The sequence below is a fragment of the Streptomyces sp. FXJ1.172 genome (genome assembly GCF_001636945.3).
GTDB lineage: Bacteria > Actinomycetota > Actinomycetes > Streptomycetales > Streptomycetaceae > Streptomyces.
The window spans coordinates 6005865-6020193 of record NZ_CP119133.2; the positions used below are offsets into that span (position 1 = coordinate 6005865).

Consider the following 14329-nt stretch of genomic DNA (forward strand, 5'->3'; position numbering starts at 1 on the left):
GCGGCCAACGCCGACATCACGCGGCTCAACGACGGCGACAGAAGTCAGGTCTCGGCTGCTCTGGACGGACTGGAGTACCTAGATGATCCCGAACGCCCTGGCTCGGGGCTCAGAGAGCTGACGGGCCTGGACCACAACGTCTTCGAATTGCGTGTCGGGCCGCACGTACGTCTCATCTTGCGCGTAGAGCGTGAGATCGACTCAGAGGTCGCGCGGGTAGGCACGGTGGGGCGCCGATACAGAGAGGCGAGCACGGGGTTCCGGTGATCACGGGTTGTGACGCCACGTGATCATAGGTGTGAGTGTTCTTGTGGGCACCTCCTCACTCGGCGGCCACCGTCGCCTGCCACGCGCCCGGGCGTTTGCCTGTGGCCTTGTGGAAGAACACCGAGAAGTTGGATGCGTCGGGGAAGCCGAGTATGTCGGCGCAGCGGGCGGCGGTGAGGCGGTCGTGTGCGAGGAGCCGTTTGGCTTCCAGGGTGATCCGTTCGACGATGTATGCCTTCGCGGTGCGGCCTGTGGCCTGCTGCACCGCTCGTGAGAGGGTGCGGGGCGCGTATCCCAGAGCACGGGCGTAGTAGCCGGCGTCGTGGTGTTGCCGGAAGTGCGCTTCGACGCTGGAGCGGAACAACCGGAACACCGGATGTGTGAACCGTGCTTCGGCGTGCGGTGGGTGCAGCCGGGTGATGAGCGCGGAGAGCAGGATTTCGGGCAGCTCCGTGGAGAAGTCCTCGGGTGGGGCGGATGCTTCGAGGAGGAGATGGTTGCGCGCGGTGTCGACGAACAGCCAGTCGGCGTCGGGGATGCTCCAGTGCGCGGCCAGGTCCGGGGAGGCGACAAGCTGCCGGGTGGCGTGGGTGACCGGCGCTGTCGGCACGAACAATACGAGGTGCCCCGCCGCATCGCCGATGTCGTCCCACCGGTGCACCGCTCCGGGTGGAATCCACACCGCGGACCGCTCTGTGAGCGGGTGGCGGCGGAAATCGACCGTGACTGAGCCGGGTCCGGCGTCGATAACGGCCAGGACGTGGAAGTCGGCGCGCTGGGTGCCGCAGTCGTTCAGCTCGCGAAGGCGGCCGAACGTCATGGTCTCGACCGCGGCGGCGCGGCGTCCCGCGGGCTGGTAGGTCATTTGCCGGATCACGCTCACGTGTCCAGTTTTCACCATCGGGCGACCAGTCACGCCGATGCCCCGTCCGGGTGCAGAAGTTTCAATGAACTCCCAGGACAATCACTCAGAACGCTGATTGGAAGAAGAGCCACCATGAGCATGACGCAGCAGACGCTTCTGCCCGCTTACGACCATCGGCCGGGGACCGGACCGACTCTGGTGTTCCTGCACTATTGGGGCGGCTCCGCCCGTACCTGGGACCTCGTCGTCGACCGCCTCGCGGGCCGTGACGTGCTCACGGTCGACTTCCGCGGGTGGAGCCGGTCGAGCGCTCTGCCCGGCCCCTACACGCTCGGTCAGCTCGCCGACGACACGCTCGCCGTGCTCGCCGACGCGGGGGTCACCGACTACGTCCTGGTGGGGCATTCGATGGGGGGCAAGGTCGCACAGCTGGTCGCGGCCACCCGGCCCGCCGGCCTGCGCGGCATCGTCCTCGTCGGCTCCGGCCCGGCGAAGCCCGCCGCACAGATCACCCCCGAGTATCAGGAAGCCCTGTCGCACGCCTACGACTCCGCCGAGTCCGTGGCCGGGGCGCGGGATCACGTCCTCACCGCGACCGAACTGCTCGTGTCGGTCAAGGCGCAGATCGTGACCGACTCGCGGACCGTCACCGACGCCGCCCGCACCGAGTGGCCGCTGCACGGCATCGCGCAGGACATCACCGAGCACACGCGCATGGTCAGCGTTCCCGCCCTCGTCGTCGCCGGAGAACACGACCAGGTGGAGCCCGTCGGCGTGCTCCGCGACAACCTGGTGCCCTACCTCTCCCACCCCGACTTCGTGGTGGTCCCCCACACCGGTCACCTGATCCCGCTGGAAGCCCCGGCCGACCTCGTCGACGCCATCACCGCATTCGCGCCGGCAGCCTGACCGTCCCCGCGCCCCTGAATACCCGCCCACGGGGCCGGGACAGGCCCTGCCGCGTTGCACCGCACCCGACAGATCTGCTTGTACGCCGGCCGCACAGCGGCCGGCACCGCATCGTGGACGACCCGAGCCGGCCGCCCAGGGTTCCGGGGCAACACGGTGAGCGGCGCCCGTCACGCACCAGTCACCTCCCCGTCTCACGCCCCAACAGGCCCTGCGACCCCCTTCTTGTGACTTCTCGCAGGAAGCCCTCACCTCAATGTTCCAGACCAAAGTCATCGCGATTCCCGTGCTCGGCAAGCATTCCGTCAACGCCTACCTGCTGCTGGGCAGACAACCGATCGTCGTCGACGCCGGAACACCCGGCAGCGCCCAGCTGATCTACGACCAGATCGCCTCCCACGGCGTGAACCCCCAAGACATCCACCTGATCGTTGTCACCCACGGGCACGTCGACCACTTCGGCTCCGCCGCGGAACTCAGCCGGCTCACCGGCGCACCGATCGCGGGCACATCGCCGATTTCAGCACCTACCGAGCGGGCGGGGCCAGTGTCCCCGTACCTGCCGATCGGGCTGTTCGGACGTCTCCTCGTCCGCTCCGCGAGGGTGCGCGAGACCACCGAGCCGTTCGGGCCGGACCTCCTCATCAGGGGTGCGACACGCCTGTCAGATCTCGGTGTCGAGGCCCGCATCATGCCGACCCCGGGTCACACCGCCGGCTCCGTCTCTGTCCTCACCGACCACGGCGATCTGGTCGCCGGAGACCTCGTGGCCACCCCGTTCCTGGGCTTCGGCAAGCGACCCGCCAACCCGCCCTTCCACGACGACCGGCTCGGCAACCTCGCCAGCCTGCGCGAGATGCTGGCTCTGGCCCCCACCAAGCTCCACGTCGGCCATGGCGCACCCCTCAACCCCGAACAGGTAGGTCTCTGGGCTGCCGCAGAGCAACGACGACTCGATCGCCTCGCGGTCCGGGGGCGTCTGCGGACCAAGAGCGAACCCGCGGCATGATCACCGGATCCTCGATCCGGTCGTCGTGGGCACCAGACGACGATCCGTGCGGGTAGTCCTCCTGTCTCATACACACGAGCCGGGACTAGCAATTTCAAGATACTCACCACTCATGGGGAACCTGTGCCCGTGCTGCCTGCGTGGCTGACCGAACCGCTATGGGATCAATTCATGTCCCTGCTGCCCGAGCGGCCGAGGTATCACCCGGACCATCCGCTGGGTTGCCACCGCTCGCGCATCAGCGACCGGATCGTCTTCGACAAGCCGCTGCAGCTCCTGCGCTTCGGCCGCTCCTACCAGGCGATCGCCGATACGACCTGCTCGGCCACCACGATCCGCAACCGCCGCAACGAGTGGATCCGACGCGACCTCAAGGGCCGTGCGGAGGGCGAGACACGCACCGTGCCGGGGCATCCGGCCCTCACCCGCATCCTGCGGCAGCACATCGCCGACGAACAGCTCCAGCCGGGTGATCTCCTCTTCCAGGGGGAGACCGGCGGCATCCTCGCCGGCTCCGTCATCCGCCGGGCGTGGCGCAGCGCGCGTAAGGCTGTACTGCCCCCACACGTCTTCGAGTCGCCCACCGGGCGGCGCGTGTACGACAACCGGAACACGCGCCTGACGAAGTGGCTCAACGACGGCATCCCGCCCGCCCAGGTGGCCGAGTGGGCCGGGAACAGCGTCGCCGTGCTCCTGGCGACCTACGCCCGGTGCGTCGATGGGCAGCTGCCGGATCTCAAACGGCGGCTGGAAGCCGCGGGCGACCTCCCGGAGGCGGAGGTGCCGGGCGCTGGCTGATCTTCCACCGGTCGAGAACTTCGACAAGTATTCGACACGGCCACCCGCGAAAACCCGGTGACAGCCGGACAGCCCCGGACCGCTCCCTTGATCACCAAGGGGGTGTCCGGGGCTGACCCGTATCGAGCGAAACGGCCCCTGACCAGCAAAAAGCCCTCCCGAAGGGAGGGCTGTGCACGGGCGCCCCCGGCAGGACTCGAACCTGCGGCCAAGCGCTTAGAAGAGAGGTGGGCGCTTGGGTGTCATAAGGCGTCTGACCTGCAAGTTTCGTGATCAAGTGGCGGTCGGACGTCCTGCTCTACCGCGCATTCACCGGAGGGAAGGGTTCCAATCGCTCTGCTACCTCTGTCCGAGGCGCTCTCCAGAGAACTGCAACCCCTCCTGTGGAAGTAGCGGATGCCTCCATCGTCCCGGACGACCGCTGGCGTCCCCGAGAGCGGCGAACTGGCGGATCAGCTCGATGCGAGCTACGAGCGGGGCGTCGCAGGGCGAAGTGGTCGGTCGGGCGTGGTTGCTGTACCTCACTGCTGTCCTGCAATGGCTCCGGAGGCCCCTCTGGGTAACGCAGCAGGTCACGGCCACTGCATGCGACAGATCAGGCGGGGCGAGTCCACGAATAGTCCACTTCGCGACTGTACGAGATAAATGCCGCAAAGCTCATCGGCGCTTCTCCGTTCTTTCGCCGCAGGTGCGGAACCGTCCCTGGCATCCTGGCCTAACGGGTCGCCAACTACGATCTGGCATAGCCGCATTGGGCCTGCCCTCGCGGCCGCCTTGTGGTGCTTTCCAAGCCGGAGGCGAAGAGATCAGAGGGGGCAGAGTGAGCGGTACGGCGAACGGACTGCGGGACGACGATCTTCCCGCCGTGTTCCGGTCCTCGGACGGGGCGTCGCTTGCCGGACAGCGTCGCTACCTCCAGGGCACGAAATGTCGCCTGGCGCTCGCGGTGGCCGCCGCGCTCTGTGGTGTGCTCAACCAACGGCCGGCGTTGATCGCCGTGGTGCTGATCTTCGTAGCGACGGTCTGCGTGGAGATCTGGCTGCTCACGGAACGCCCGGAGCAGGCTTGGTACGACGGCCGTGCCCTGGCCGAGTCCGCGAAGACCCTTGCCTGGCGCTACGCGGTGGCAGGAGCGCCCTTCTCGGCTGAGTTGTCGCAGGGGGAGGCGGCACACCGTTTCGACGAGAGGCTGAAAGAGCTGTTACGGGAAGCGCCCGCTACGAGCTTGGCCCCCGTGGGGCTGGTCGCTGTCACGGACGCGATGAACGTGCTGCGAGCCCGCTCCTTCGCCGACCGGAAGAACGCCTATCTGCGGGACCGTATCGAGGACCAGCAGCGCTGGTACGCGACCAAGGCGAGCTGGAACGTGACACGGGCACGGCGGTGGCGCCTGCTGCTGGTCGCCGTCGAGGGGCTCGGCCTGGCCGCGGCCGTCTTGCGCCTGACCGGAACCTTGACCTTCGACCTCGCCGGGGTTCTGGGGGCCGTCCTGGGGGCCGGGGCGGCTTGGTTCGCGGCCCGGCAGTACGAGACGCTCGGCCGCGCCTACACCTTCGCGGCCACCGAGCTGAGTATCATCCATGGCCGGTTGTCTCAGGCGGACGAGGGCTGCTGGGCGCAGGAGGTGGCCGACGCGGAGGAAGCGATCAGCCGGGAACACACGATGTGGAGGGCTTCTCGCGGCGCCGGATGACCAAGACCCGTCCTTATGGCACAGTCATTTCTGGGACAATGCAGCTCGACCGAGCCAGGCACCTGGGTGCCTGGGCCTAAGCCGACGACAGTCAGCCACGACGGAGAGCGCGCCGACCGATCTGGCGCGTGTGTCTCGCTGTGCCGTCTCCAGCTTCAGCCACGCTGCCATGCCGTCGACCAGAGCAGGTTGCGTCAGCGGAGGCGTGGCAGTGAGACCTTGGCCGACGGCCTCTTCGCCTCGAAGCGACTTGGGGGCTCTGATGCGCCTTTGGCGTCGACGCCTTCCCACACCGAGGTCCGTTGGCCGCAGGCGAGCAGACAGCCACGCTGCATGTGAGCGGCCTTGAGCGTCTCTACCCCTCAGGGAATCGCCAACTGCCGCGATTCGCCGACGACCCCGGGCTATGCGTAAACGAGATGGCTCCCGGGGCCGCGTGGACTACCGTGTAGTTATGAGTCGTTGTACAGCCCCACGCCAGGGGCATCGGACCGCCAGCGGACGTGCGGCGTGCCCCGCGTGCGGCGGCGGAGGCTACGGGTACTCATCGCCCCGGTCCTATTACTCGCCGCCGGCTTACCCGTCGCGGAACAGTGGCGGGGGCGGCGCTACCAGTGGGGGCAGTTCCAGTAGCGGCAGAACGCGGGCGCCTTGGTCACCGAGCACCTCCTCCGTGACTTACACGGCTGCCGAGGTTAAGGGGCTGGCTCCTGTTCGCGACGCCGCCGTGTTGCGCGCGAGTCAACAGCCAGACCTTCGCGATGTCTTCCTCTGCCACGCATGGGATGACCGACGTGGTGCTGCCAAGGAGTTGTGCGGCCTGCTGGAAGCAGAGGGCGTGTCGGTCTGGTTCAGCGAGAAGGACATCGCATACGGCCTACCGTTCATGCGGGAAATCGACAGGGGCCTGGCGAGGTCGCGTACGGGTCTCGTCCTGGTCACCCCTGCGCTGCTGACACGCCTTGAGCACGGTGGCGTCTCCGACAAGGAACTCTCGGAACTCCTTGCACGTAACCTGCTGCTCCCTGTCGTGCACGAGACGACCTACGGCGCGCTTCGGAACGTCAGCCCCCTCCTTGCATCCCGAAACGGGTTCGACACGGCGGAGGATTCGATGGCAGTAGTTGCCACCAAGATCGCCGAGCTGGTCGCCGTTGACGACGACTTGATCGCACCGCCCTCACCGGCGAACTAGCCGTCCGGCGGCGTGCCTGGGCGTCGCTCCCCTCACCGGCGCCAAGCCCAAGGCACGCGAGTCGGTGGCGCGCGCTGCTGCACAAGGGCCTCAGACCAAGATTGGTCCGAGGCCTTTGCTCTGATGCCCCGGCAGGATTCGAACCTGCGACACCCGCTTCAGGAGTTCGATCACTGCTCGCACTAGCGGGGATCCGCCGGCCCACGCTGGCCGTGCCAGACTGCCTAGGACTGCTGACATCCGGCGTCGTTGATGTCACTCGTGGATGTCAGAACGGTGCAGCCGCGTGCGCTCGCTGGCACGCTGGTCTCGTGGTTGATCTGGAGCGCATCAAAGCGGAGAGCGTGGCGTACTTCAGAGCGCTCGATGAGGGCGCCGCCCTACGGCACCACTTCCGCCACGCTGACGAAGAAGGCGGCCTCTGGTACATCGAGGCCGTACCCGACCGTGGCGAGTTGACAGACCAGGCGATTGATCCTAAAGAGGAGCCGTTGGAGGCCATCCCGGCCGAAGAATTCCAGCGGGTGTGGACTCTGTGAGCGCGGTGGACAATCAGTTCGCGTGAAGCTTGAGACGCGGTCGCCCCTAAGAGCTGGCTCAGCGTCCGCCCATCGGATCTTTACAGGGAGTAGTCCTCGATTTCAAGGAAGTTGCGGTATGCGGGATGGAACTCATACCGCTCTTCTCTTTTATCGCGCCGTGAGGCGTTCCGGGCCAGGATCTTCGCCTTCCTTAGATCATCTGCGCGATCGGGGTAAGTAAAGATACCATCTCGCACTTCAATGCCCAAGAAGGAGATTTTCACAAGCCCCTCAAGGAATTGGGTAGCCTGACCTTCCTCGGTCAACCCGGGGACTGATTGAATTATCTCCAGAATCTCCGACTTCGACATAATTGACGGGCAGCCAGCGAATTCGTAGACCACCTCCTCTAAATGGTCTATGGTTGACCCGTACTCGACGATTAGTGCGTCGAGGGCAAACTTGCTGTAGTTTTTAGTCGCCTCCGTGACGTCGGATTCCTCAACTGTCAGGTGTCGCGCATTTGCCGCGCTGAAAACGGCCGCCTTACAGAAAAATACCAAGTCTCGTGGACGGTGGAGGACGACCGACAGGATGTAGTCCAGCGTTGGCCTTCCGTCAATGCTGGGACAAAAATACCTTTCCCACAGCTCGTCCGGCGAGGTCCCCTTTGGGCGGGCGGATAGATACCGCTCGTTCATCACGCGCTTCAGCAGCTCCGGCTGATTCCAGTCGATTCTCTTAGTGTTGATCTTGTCCGGCTCGCGAGCCTCCTTGATTACTTCGTCGTAAATGTCAGACCTCAAGAAGACGCTGACGGTTACGTTCACGGAACGCAGCTTATTGTTTTCCCGTTGGAATTCTTCCGAAATTCTGCTCACAGTGCTTAGCAGGCCCACGAGCAAGACCGCTTGCGTTTTGAGTTGAGCAGATTTCATCCAGGCGCTGTCGAGATTGTCTACTAGTAGTGCTACGCGGTGGCGGTCACGCAGCGCTTCCCCAAGCAACTTACGCAGATTCCCGACGATGTTGCCGTGAAGTGCCTGGGCGATCCGCTCGCGCTGCTTTTCAATAGTTCGAGCGGTCCCATGCATCTCACGGCGAACGGACTCGATGACGCGCTCAAGCCGGACTGAAAACTCCTCGGCGATGTCGTTCTGCGACAGATAGTCGCGTAGCCTCGCCATCGGGGTTCCACTCCCGATGCCGGCTGGCAGCCTGTCAGCCGCAGCGACAGCCTCCAGCGAGATCTCGGAGTAGAGCAAGAATCGCCAGAAGCTCTCAACGAGAAACGACTGATTTCCGTCGCCTCCAAGAGACTGTAATACGCTTACAAGGCCGTCTAGGTCGTAATTAGTCGGCCGGACGACGCAGACCAAATTCCGCTTATCGTCCCGCAAAACTTGCGAAGCTCGGATCATATTCGCCGATTTTCCCATACCCTTGCGCCCGACGAACACGACGCTGTTTTCGCTCAGTATCGCCTCGTATTCCGCCGTCTCAACGAAATACTCATCAAGGGTATCGGCCTCGTTTTCAGCGACATAATCGCCAAATTTTAGGTCCTTAAGTTCTGCTGTGAGTTCGACCTTTGGTGTTGGATGTGAATTTTCCATACCCTCCTGGTTCCATGCCCGGAAAGATTGCTCGCGCCATTGCCCTAGCTTCTCAGCGAGCCTTTTCTTGTTGTGGTAGGTGTAGAGGATATCTTTGTAGTCGACCGGTCCGTGGTAGTCCTCCTCGACTACCACCAACAAAGGCCGTTCTAGCCCCCTGGCGAGTCCGGCAAGAAAAGCACTCCGAGCGTTATGTAGCCGATTCTTTTCGTGCCTCTCGCCTGACATTTGAAGTAGCGTGGCAGCCGAGGAATAAACGGCATTAACGTACCAAGCCAGAGGGGCTGATCCCTGTTCCGCGGGGTCGGCGATAGTTACTTTTGTTCCTAGGTCTCTTTCCTTTCCGACCATCCTTCGGAGATTTCGCTCCGCTTCGGAAGTGTGATAAGTGGGGACATAGAAAAGGGAGTTTCTTGCGGTCCGATCTAGGGCTTGGGATACGTCATCCCATAGCGTTTTCTCGCTCGCTTCTTCAATGCCGGTCATGAATTTTGCGGCGAGTTCGCTGCCAGTTTCGTAGAAGATGCATCCGATTGTCGAGAAAATATCGAATGCCCGCCAGTCCCGCATCGTCTCCGGAGTTTTGCAAACGGACAGGACGATGTGCTTGCGCTGGCTGAAGGCGTAGCCTACTTCAAATAGGACGTTTTCACTTAGAGTGGTGACATCAAAGAGGCAGATTGTGCTGTCGTCGATATCCTGAAGCACGGCCTCGATGACGATTCTACCGGTAGCAGGGTTCGTCTCCCATGTTTTCGCTTCGGCAAAACGGCTCTTATTTATCAGGGTCGCCGCCTGCTGAATCTCCTGTGAGATGTCGGCAGGGTATTTTGAGTAGCCGAGAAAGACTTTGTAATCCATCTTGCCCCCCGTGGCTCAGTGGCGAGGTCGCCATCCCCTGATCGTTCAACGCAAGGAAGCACTCAGTCAGAAGTGCGATCTTCCTTCCCACGCCTCATTCGACTGATTTTAGACATCGACCGGTTGGTTGGGGAGACTTCTCTCGGATTCGTCGCAACCCTAGGTGTGCCAAGGTCGGCGGAGCGGGTTTGGCCCGTGGCCTGCCCGGTCTGGGGTCGAGCATGATCAGGGGGCCGTACGCTGGTTGGTAACTCGGGCAGGCTCTGGGCCTGACCGCAATGTGCACGAGTGGCCCCTGGTCTTACTCGACGCGGGACCCAGACCGGGGAGGTGGCTAAAGCCGTGGAGCCCACCGCCCCAGCCACGACGTACCCCTTCTCTGGCATCAGGTGGCTGATTGCTGTAGCGCGTGGCACGGGTGCCGGCCTTCTGGAGCGGGGCGGAGACAGGAGCGCAGGCCCGGCCGGGGGCCGGGCCGCGCGGTGAGCGGAGCGAGCCGCCTTGATGAGGTAGAGAAGGTCTCATCAAGCCGACGGGACAGCCGAGTCTGGTCCACATCATGGCGCTCCTCACCGTGGGAAGCTGAGATAGAACGATTGGCTGACCGAGAGGGAGAGCGGGTGTCGCAGCAGGGCAACCCTCGGGGGACCTTCCTGAAGGTCGCTGACGCGCTGAAGAGGCAGATCGAGGAGGATCCGGGCATGACGGTGCTGCCGTCGCTGACCGAGGTCATGCGCGATCACAAGGTCTCGCGTGGCGTGGCTGTCCGGGCGTTCGGTGTACTGAAGCAGGAAGGCGTTGCCGAACCCGCGCCAGGCGAGCGGTGGCGCGTCGTGCGCTCGGGGGCGCAAGTCGACCGGCGTCCGCTCCATCAGAGGATCGCGGACGTCATCGTGGCTGATGGGCTCGCTGCAGGGGAAGCCTTCCCGAGTGCTTCGGCGCTTGCCGAACGGTTTGGTGTCTCGCGACCGACGGTGACCAAGGCACTGGAGAAGCTGGAGGCCGCCGGCGTGCTGGCGGGGGGAGGACAGGGCAGGGTGCGGACGGTCCGCGCCGTGCCGACGCGAGAGGAGCGTTCGTAGCTTGCCGAAGTTGACGGAGTGGGCCTATCCCTTGGCTGAGTCCGTGCTCGCCGAGCCGTTGCCGCGGCGGTGGAAGCACTGCCTGGGTGTCGCCGAGAGGGCGCGTACGGTCGCGCTCATCCTCGACCAGGACGCGGATCTGCTGGAGGCTGCCGCGGTTCTGCATGACATCGGTTACGCACCGGACCTGGCCAAGACGGGCTTTCACCCGCTGGACGGCGCGCGTTACCTCCGGGATGTGGCCGACGCGGACGAACGGGTCATCAACCTGGTCGCCCACCACTCCTGTGCCTGGATGGAGGCGGAAGCACGCGGTATGCGCGAAGAGCTGGAGGGGGAGTTCCCACGCGAGCTAGAGCACCTGAACGACGCGCTCTGCTACTGCGACATGAACACCACACCCGACGGCACGCCGACGAACCCGATCGACCGGATCAACGAGATCACGGGAAGGTACGGGCCGGACAGTCTGATCGGGCAGTTCATCCGCCGGGCCGAACCCGAGATCCTCGCCTGCACGTCCCGCGTACTCGATCGGGTAGCCGCGGCCAAGCGTCAGCCGATGTAGGGAGCGGTGCGTGCCCGGTCCATGGCGTGCTCGATCCGGAGCCGCATGGTCGGGTGCACGTCTAGCGTTGCCAGGTCCGCGGGGTCGACCCAGCAGACCTGAGTCGTCTCGTTGCTCGTACGGAGTTCGCCCCCGACCGGCCGGGCGCGGAAGCAGATGCTGAACTGCTGCCGCACCTCGCCGTCGTCGTACTTCATCACGTGCCCGGGGTCCGTGTAGAGCCCGGACACGTCGGTCACCTCTACCTTGATCCCGGTCTCTTCCCATACCTCGCGCACGACCGTGTCGCTGATGGACTCGCCCACGTCGTGGCCGCCGCCGGGCAGTGCCCAGCGTCCATTGTCGGACCGCTGGATTATCAGCACTTGGCCCGCGTCGTTCTGAACGAACGCGACGACGGACGGCACGACCGAGTTGGCCGGCGGGGCGTCGGGGTCGTGCAGGTAGTCAATGCGTCCCATGCTCAGGCTCCTGTGATGTCTTGGTCCGTGATCTGGCGGGCGCCTCCCCAGGTCTGTTCGATGCTATTCGCGTAGGTGTCGAACAGGCCGCCACCCGGCATGCGGCGCAGGTGGAAGACGGGTGCCATGTAGGCGCCAATGCCGTAGACGTGGGGATTGACGAGCATTTCGTCATCAGCCCGGTATATGGAGTTGTAGAGCGTGGTCGCGTGGAGTCGGAAGCTGATTTCAGGGTGGCTCCGGAACAGGGGCCGATAGTTCACCAACGCGTTCCGGATCTTGCCGTCCATGATCCGGTGCCCCTCATCGATGCCACGCTGCTGAACGGCTTCACAGTCGGGGTCCCCGAGCAGGATGCGGACCTGCGCAGTCCCTTCCACCTTCTTCTTCAGGAGATCGTGGAACACAGGATCCTCTGACAGGAAGAGACCCGAGTAGACGAGAACGTCTACGTTCCTCTCCGCTCGCGCGTACAGGTCACGCCAGAGACCGGACGGCACTGTGTGCCGATGCGGGTAGACAGCGACAATCTCCGCCTTGGTCAGGTCCGCCGCGCTCTCGACGTTGCGTCCGTCATCCCACAACGTCGTCACGTCGACCTGAAGCGCTGCTGCCGTCGCGTACTGGTGGCGCCTGTACGGCACCTTGCCCTGAGTGATCCAGCGTTCGACCGTCTTCGGGTTGACCTGGATCGCTTCAGCGAGGCTCTGCACGGTCATACCGCGGGCTAGCAGGGCGGACCGTAAGCGCTCGTTCGACATCTGCACCCCCGTTGGGACTTCTAGGGACCTCCTGACCGTAGCCAGAAGTCCCGGAGCTGTCCACGGGTGAGGTGTCCAACTCCCCTGACCTGCGGCGATTCTGATTGTGCGCCAAGAAGTCCCGGCGCAAAGCCGAGAGGTTCCGCCGACATGCTTGACGGACCCTGATGCAGTACCTGTAAAACAGGTACTGCATCGACCGAATGCGCGACTCGGCCGGAAGGCGGCTTCATGCCGCATGCGCAGAAGGCGGGGACGCTGCAATCCCGCTGAAGGCCAGAGGACAGGGCTTCGGCCCGACTGGCGAGGTGGCCCGGTGACCGCGAGCAACGGCCGGAGAGTGGGGACGTGGTCCCCCTTGCAGTGCTTCACCCCTGCTGACCTCGACTGATGGGAAACCATTGAACCGACGAGGACCGTGGGCGCCGCCGCGATGGACCGGCCGGCGGGCGCCAGTTCGTCATCCGGGTTCGTGAGCGGAACGCGCGCTCACGGCCGATCCGGTCCGTTCTCTACCTGCCATCGCAGCGGCTAGCGCTGCGGCCGGTTGCCTCCCTCGCCCGTCCGGTCCCGCACTCGGTGCGGCGGTCGTACGGGCGGGGCGTGGGGAGCCGGATCTACCCGCTTCAACGGCTCGCGGCTCCGGTGCTGGCGCACCGGGGCCGCTGTTGTTTGGGCCGTTCCCGTCTCACTGGAGTCCGTCCCATGAAGTACATCGTTGCTGGTCATGAGGCCGTCACCGCCGCGGAGTTCGCGGAACTGGCGCTGGGAACCCCGGTCGAGCTGTGGCTGGGTGTCGAGGGCGAGACGGCCGAGGAACGCGCAGCCCGCCTGGACGCGGCGCGCGACATCCTCTCCGACCCCCAGTTCAGCGACCTGCCCGACGACCTGATCCGCCTGGCCGCGCGGATCGTCGACGAGAACCCGGAGCTGTTCAACGTGGTCCCGCTGGTCCGCCCCACCCGTCGGCGCCCGGTGCGCAGGGGGGTTGCGGCATGAACGAGGGTCTGACGCTGGACGACCTGGCCGCGCCGCTGCGGGCGCTGCGCTTGCTGGCCGCGGACTTCGGGCACCTGTCGGCACCGGCCGTGCGGGTGACCCCGATCTACCCGGAGCGGCTGGAGTTGGCGTTCCATGACGACCTGGCTGGATTTGAGGGCTGGCGGGACGCGCTGGGCATCGCGCCGGACGCGGTGACCCACGGCACGCAGAGCGGCGGCCGTACGCGCGTGCTGCGGTCGTCCATCGAATACGCGGGCGCTGAGCTGGAGTTGGTGGCCTACGCCCGGATCCCGGCTGAGGCGCTGGTGGGAGCGGCGGCCTGATGTCGGGGGCGTTCGGCAAGTGCTTCGACCCGACCGGCGCCCGCTACGGCATCCCCACCTACCCGTGGCGCCTGGCCCCGGACGGCCTGGCCACCCGCCGGCAGCTCCGCGAACGGGGCTTACGGCCGGGCGGTCAGCCGATCGCGGCGCAGATCATGCGGGGCAACCGGCGGGCCGGAGGCGAGCGGGTCAGCTACCTCTACCGCGTCGACCGCGCCAAGCCCGTGCGGCCGATGACCTCCCGCAAATGGGGCGCACTCGCGCTGGCCATGCTCGCCCGGCGCACCTGCCCCCGCTGCCGACTCGACGTCGGCTACTGCATCCCGCGCTCCTACGGCATCTGCGGGATGTGCATCGTCACCGAGGAACAGCGCACCACCTGACCTGATCGAGACAGG

At 65.1% G+C, this 14329-nt stretch carries 14 protein-coding genes and 1 pseudogene; 11 read left to right on the top strand and 4 right to left on the bottom strand.

Going from position 1 to position 14329, the window contains the following annotated elements; all coding sequences use genetic code 11:
- Positions 1 to 322: 322 nt before the first annotated feature.
- Complete coding sequence (locus A6P39_RS26905) at positions 323 to 1168, bottom strand: helix-turn-helix domain-containing protein (protein ID WP_199840669.1); 846 nt, start codon at positions 1166 to 1168, stop codon at positions 323 to 325.
- 96 nt (positions 1169 to 1264) lie between these two features.
- Here A6P39_RS26905 and A6P39_RS26910 point away from each other — a divergent pair, with 96 nt between their 5' ends.
- From A6P39_RS26910 to A6P39_RS26935, 6 genes and pseudogenes are all read left to right on the top strand, one after another.
- Positions 1265 to 2041 carry an alpha/beta fold hydrolase gene (locus tag A6P39_RS26910; protein WP_067039420.1) on the top strand — a complete coding sequence of 259 codons (777 nt, stop codon included), beginning with the start codon at positions 1265 to 1267 and terminating at the stop codon, positions 2039 to 2041.
- Positions 2042 to 2297: 256 nt separating this feature from the next.
- On the top strand, positions 2298 to 3050 hold the full coding sequence (locus A6P39_RS26915) for an MBL fold metallo-hydrolase (RefSeq protein WP_067039421.1): 753 nt from the start codon (positions 2298 to 2300) through the stop codon (positions 3048 to 3050).
- Between the two features lie 123 nt (positions 3051 to 3173).
- Positions 3174 to 3413 (top strand): annotated as a pseudogene (locus A6P39_RS26920) (IS5/IS1182 family transposase); the annotation flags it as partial.
- A 1255-nt stretch (positions 3414 to 4668) separates the two neighbouring features.
- Entirely contained in the window at positions 4669 to 5541 is an 873-nt protein-coding gene (locus tag A6P39_RS26925) for a DUF4231 domain-containing protein (RefSeq protein ID WP_234378719.1), read from the top strand.
- 673 nt (positions 5542 to 6214) lie between these two features.
- The gene (locus tag A6P39_RS26930; RefSeq protein WP_234378720.1) at positions 6215 to 6736 is read left to right on the top strand and encodes a toll/interleukin-1 receptor domain-containing protein; all 522 of its coding nucleotides are present in this window, start codon (positions 6215 to 6217) and stop codon (positions 6734 to 6736) included.
- A 311-nt stretch (positions 6737 to 7047) separates the two neighbouring features.
- The gene (locus A6P39_RS26935; protein ID WP_067039423.1) at positions 7048 to 7275 is read left to right on the top strand and encodes a hypothetical protein; all 228 of its coding nucleotides are present in this window, start codon (positions 7048 to 7050) and stop codon (positions 7273 to 7275) included.
- An 80-nt stretch (positions 7276 to 7355) separates the two neighbouring features.
- Here A6P39_RS26935 and A6P39_RS26940 read toward each other — a convergent pair whose 3' ends face one another.
- Positions 7356 to 9734, bottom strand: a complete 2379-nt coding sequence (locus A6P39_RS26940; RefSeq protein WP_159395929.1) for a P-loop ATPase, Sll1717 family — start codon at positions 9732 to 9734, stop codon at positions 7356 to 7358.
- A gap of 620 nt (positions 9735 to 10354) precedes the next feature.
- On the opposite strand from A6P39_RS26940, the gene A6P39_RS26945 reads away from it, so the two are divergent.
- Together A6P39_RS26945 and A6P39_RS26950 are read left to right on the top strand one after the other, a co-directional pair.
- A complete protein-coding gene (locus A6P39_RS26945; protein ID WP_067039425.1) occupies positions 10355 to 10816 on the top strand; it encodes a GntR family transcriptional regulator in 462 nt (153 codons plus the stop codon).
- A gap of 1 nt (position 10817) precedes the next feature.
- On the top strand, positions 10818 to 11384 hold the full coding sequence (locus tag A6P39_RS26950; protein ID WP_067039426.1) for an HD domain-containing protein: 567 nt from the start codon (positions 10818 to 10820) through the stop codon (positions 11382 to 11384).
- On the opposite strand, the gene A6P39_RS26955 is transcribed toward A6P39_RS26950, so the two are convergent.
- On the bottom strand, positions 11372 to 11845 hold the full coding sequence (locus A6P39_RS26955; protein ID WP_067039427.1) for an NUDIX domain-containing protein: 474 nt from the start codon (positions 11843 to 11845) through the stop codon (positions 11372 to 11374). The genes A6P39_RS26950 and A6P39_RS26955 overlap by 13 nt on opposite strands.
- Positions 11846 to 11847: 2 nt before the next feature.
- Positions 11848 to 12564, bottom strand: coding sequence for an XRE family transcriptional regulator (locus A6P39_RS26960; RefSeq protein ID WP_234378721.1), 717 nt, complete (start codon positions 12562 to 12564; stop codon positions 11848 to 11850).
- Between the two features lie 747 nt (positions 12565 to 13311).
- Between A6P39_RS26960 and A6P39_RS26965 the strand changes: the two genes are divergently transcribed.
- The 3 genes from A6P39_RS26965 to A6P39_RS26975 are packed head-to-tail and all read left to right on the top strand — an operon-like array spanning position 13312 to position 14314.
- Positions 13312 to 13605 (top strand): hypothetical protein, encoded by a 294-nt coding sequence (locus A6P39_RS26965; RefSeq protein ID WP_067039428.1) that lies wholly within the window; start codon positions 13312 to 13314, stop codon positions 13603 to 13605.
- On the top strand, positions 13602 to 13931 hold the full coding sequence (locus A6P39_RS26970; protein ID WP_067039429.1) for a hypothetical protein: 330 nt from the start codon (positions 13602 to 13604) through the stop codon (positions 13929 to 13931). The genes A6P39_RS26965 and A6P39_RS26970 overlap by 4 nt, the downstream gene beginning before the upstream one ends.
- Positions 13931 to 14314 carry an RRQRL motif-containing zinc-binding protein gene (locus A6P39_RS26975; protein ID WP_067039430.1) on the top strand — a complete coding sequence of 128 codons (384 nt, stop codon included), beginning with the start codon at positions 13931 to 13933 and terminating at the stop codon, positions 14312 to 14314. Before A6P39_RS26970 ends, A6P39_RS26975 begins: the two co-directional genes overlap by 1 nt.
- The last annotated feature ends 15 nt before the right edge of the window (positions 14315 to 14329 follow it).

Excerpts from the sequence above, each read along its gene's own strand:
- A6P39_RS26905 (WP_199840669.1), bottom strand. The coding sequence starts at position 1,168 with ATGGTGAAAACTGGACACGTGAGCGTGATCCGGCAAATGACCTACCAG.
- A6P39_RS26910 (WP_067039420.1), top strand. The coding sequence starts at position 1,265 with ATGAGCATGACGCAGCAGACGCTTCTGCCCGCTTACGACCATCGGCCG.
- A6P39_RS26915 (WP_067039421.1), top strand. The coding sequence starts at position 2,298 with ATGTTCCAGACCAAAGTCATCGCGATTCCCGTGCTCGGCAAGCATTCC.
- A6P39_RS26940 (WP_159395929.1), bottom strand. The coding sequence starts at position 9,734 with ATGGATTACAAAGTCTTTCTCGGCTACTCAAAATACCCTGCCGACATC.
- A6P39_RS26955 (WP_067039427.1), bottom strand. The coding sequence starts at position 11,845 with ATGGGACGCATTGACTACCTGCACGACCCCGACGCCCCGCCGGCCAAC.
- A6P39_RS26960 (WP_234378721.1), bottom strand. The coding sequence starts at position 12,564 with ATGACCGTGCAGAGCCTCGCTGAAGCGATCCAGGTCAACCCGAAGACG.
- A6P39_RS26965 (WP_067039428.1), top strand. The coding sequence starts at position 13,312 with ATGAAGTACATCGTTGCTGGTCATGAGGCCGTCACCGCCGCGGAGTTC.
- A6P39_RS26970 (WP_067039429.1), top strand. The coding sequence starts at position 13,602 with ATGAACGAGGGTCTGACGCTGGACGACCTGGCCGCGCCGCTGCGGGCG.
- A6P39_RS26975 (WP_067039430.1), top strand. The coding sequence starts at position 13,931 with ATGTCGGGGGCGTTCGGCAAGTGCTTCGACCCGACCGGCGCCCGCTAC.